The organism is bacterium (assembly GCA_040753555.1).
In the GTDB taxonomy this organism is placed as follows: Bacteria; UBA9089; UBA9088; order UBA9088; family UBA9088; genus JBFLYE01.
Window position 1 is genome coordinate 1 of record JBFMDZ010000219.1, and the last position, 3354, is coordinate 3354.

Below are 3354 nucleotides of genomic sequence, written 5' to 3' on the forward strand. Positions count from 1 at the left end.
TCCAAATATTATTTTCTATTTTACCTTCAATCTCTTTTCTGTCAAAGGGATAGTTCTTTCCAAAGAAGACAGCTATTGTTCCTTTGTCTTTAAGGTCTTCCCCAAATTCAAGCTCAAGCTCAAGGGGATATTTAGAGCTTACAGGAATATTTTTTATAAGATTAAAGCTTCTTGCCTTAACTACCTCTACCTTGTTTGGTCCAATCTCCTCCCTTTCCTCAATCCATTCTGCCTGGTATTTGACTTTTTTATTCTGTCTTATGGTTAGTTTTCTTACCACCGGAGGGATGGTGTCGGGAACATCAATATTGGTGAGAGGAAATGGATTATTCCAGTGGGTTTCTCCCCTTGCCCAGGGGGCGTATATCTCCTCTCTATCTTTTATTTCATCCCCTGAATATAAATACCAACGGGTTAGCCAAGAATTTGCCGGGTCTCCTCCATAAAACACCCTTGGAAATTGATCTTCTGGAGGTGAAGATTCCACACGGATATTCCCAAAATCCCTGATAGAATCACCCAGCACATCAATGCTATCTCTACCAATAATATCTATACCGAACCTCATCTTTCTCTTTGGCTCAATTTTGTTAAGCTTCCACCTTGTTCCATACATTGCATTTCCATCATTTCCGACATAGAAGATTGCTCTTTTGTCTTCTGTGCCTAGTAAGCCAAATCTTCCATTTTGGGTAAATCCAATGTATCTTCCTAAATACCCACCATATTTACGCTGGATAAAGCTTTCTGTATTGGTTGTTCCTTGATGGCTACCTGATGAGGCAAGCAAAGGGCTATATCCATCCCTATCTTCAAGGACAATAACATCTACCCATTCCCAGTCATGCTCATGAGTTTGGATTCTAGGCCCTCCAAATCTATAATATGTATTCCTTGGCATATAGTAATGGTATTGCAATACCCAGAAGGGGTCTCCATCCTTGTCTTTACAAAGAAGCTTAACCTTATAGCCATTATCCTTTCCTCCATAAAGGTATAGCTTTGGGTCTTGATTGTTTTCTATCCTTGAGCCAATATCATTATCAGGATCTGTAACATAGTGTTCCCGATTATTTTCTACATTATTGTCATCATAATAGTAGTCTATGGGAAACTCCCCATGGTCTTGCTCATACCAAAGGATTGGCTTAAAATCCTCATAATTGGGAGGCTCTTTGTGATAAGAAGCCTCTGCATTTATCCCTAAAATAATCCCCAATACAACCCATTTTTTCATTTTTCATCAACCTCCTTTTTTAGCTCTTCCAAGCTTAGATTATACCTATAATCCATATAATCACCTGCCCAATATGCTTTTTTAAAACAAAAATCAAAATCCCTTGTTTCTTCTAATCTACCTTGGATTTCTTGTTTTAAGTCTAATAATTCTAAGCTAAGTTTAAAGCTTTGTCCATTACTTTCATAGGAATTTAATTTTAAGCCATATTCCTCATAAAATGGATTAAAATCCTTTTCCCCCCTTGTTTCTTTATCAATATAGGGCTTAAGGATGAGATATAATTCATTTCCCTGAGAGACTTTTCTCTTAGGAAAGCAATTGTTTTCCTTTGCATATTCCTCTAAGAACTTGGCAAAGGAATTGGAAAGATAAGCTAAAAGGCTACTTTGCATCCCTTTTAAGAATGAAAATCTTTGGTCTATATCTTCTTTTGAAGGATGAATCCAAAAGGAGGCTCCTCCCCCTCCCCCGGGAGGAGAATTATCAATAAGAGTATCACATTCAAAAGGCAGTTTATCTTTAATATCTATCTTTTTGTCCATAAATCTTTTATATCCCCATAGAGTATCCTTAACTAAGAAAGCCTTTGATGACATAATTCCAATCAAAGAGTGATAAAAAAATCTTGTTTTGGGATACCTTCTAACTAACTCAACAAAAGCCCCTCCTATAAAATGGGAATCTTCGCCCCATTCACTTTCAGGGGCTATTTGATATAACAAGTTTACATATTTCAATGACCTTTGTCTAGCTTTTTCTAAATTGTAGTGATAATAAAAATTCCCACCGATTATCTTTATAATCTCATATAGGCAATCATCAGCAATCTCACTATTGGGATATTGATTAACTAAGGCTTCGTAGCTTTTAATCAACTCATCTCCTGTGGTTATTTTTTCAATCATCCATTCTATAGCCACTTTCCTAGCTTTCTTATAATCCACTCCCCCTTTTTCATCTCTAGGAAAGTCTCTTTTTCTTTCTTTTTCCCTAAACCTTATATCTTCCCTCTTTATCTTTGCAAATTCAACTACCTCATTTCTTGAAGAATTCTCAATTAGCCAATCAATACATCTTGTAACATCACCATCTATCCTATTATATAACGCAAATTTATTATGCCCTTCCCAATGCCAACCAAGGTGATACGCATATATTTTAGCCTTTTCTAATAATATTATCGCCTCAAGCAGACATTTGTCAACAATTTCTGTCTTTGGATAGGTATTGGCAATTGCTTCGTATTTTTCCGCTGTCTTGACCATAAGATAATACATCTTCTCTATCAAATCTAGGTTACTTATATATTTCATATAAAAAATAGGGAATATTTTAGCCTTCAACCACCTCCCTTTAGATTTCCTATAAATACTTTCTCTCTCCTTTTTACACCCCTCCCTTGCCCTCTCAAACTCCTCTTTTGCCCTTGTCTCCTCATCCTTTACTATCCCTCTTTCCCTTCCTTGAAGCACTAAGGAAACTATGCTAAATCCTATTACCATCCCCAAAACTAGAGACACTATCTTTTTCATTTCAGCTTAAGTTTTGCATTCTCCATTCTGAAATCCACTTTTTTCATTTTACCACCATTGATTTTATGGCAGAGAAATCATCTGCCCGAAGCTTGTAGAAGTATAAGCCTTTAGAGATGGGTTGGCCATTATCATTCTTTAGGTCAAAGAAGATTGCCCTATCTTTTTGGGTATAGGAGCCTTTAGGTTTATTTCCTGCTTCTATTGTTCTTACCTTCTGTCCAAGGATGTTGTAGATTTCAAGGGAGACATTGGAGTCTTTTGATAGCTTGAATGGGATATAGCAAGCATCCTTTGCTGGATTGGGGTATGAGTTAAGGAGCTCTGAGATTTGGGAAGCTTGGGTATTTATGGTTATTGAGATTTCTTGGGCTTGCATTTCTCTATTTGCCATATTCCTGGCTGAGATTGGAATAATCTTTATGGTTGTATCAAGCTCTTCTGAGATTGCCTTGAAGATAAGGGTTTTACCAATTGTTCCCATAAAGAATTCATCTTTTTCGTTTGTTAAGCTTAGCTTTGTTTTGTCATATTCAATCCTTAAGTTCATTAAGGCAAGGTTTTGGTTGTCAGCTGAAATGT

General features: G+C 36.5%; 3 protein-coding genes. All 3 read right to left on the reverse strand.

The window, feature by feature from the left end:
* Window positions 1-1237 (reverse strand): hypothetical protein (locus AB1630_11550; GenBank protein ID MEW6104427.1); only part of this gene is annotated, 1237 nt, incomplete at its 3' end.
* Window positions 1234-2772 carry a hypothetical protein gene (locus tag AB1630_11555; protein ID MEW6104428.1) on the reverse strand — a complete coding sequence of 513 codons (1539 nt, stop codon included), beginning with the start codon at window positions 2770-2772 and terminating at the stop codon, window positions 1234-1236. The genes AB1630_11550 and AB1630_11555, both read right to left, overlap by 4 nt.
* 43 nt (window positions 2773-2815) lie before the next feature.
* Window positions 2816-3354 (reverse strand): T9SS type A sorting domain-containing protein (locus tag AB1630_11560; GenBank protein MEW6104429.1); only part of this gene is annotated, 539 nt, incomplete at its 5' end.

Excerpts from the sequence above, each read along its gene's own strand:
- AB1630_11555 (MEW6104428.1), bottom strand. The coding sequence starts at position 2,772 with ATGAAAAAGATAGTGTCTCTAGTTTTGGGGATGGTAATAGGATTTAGC.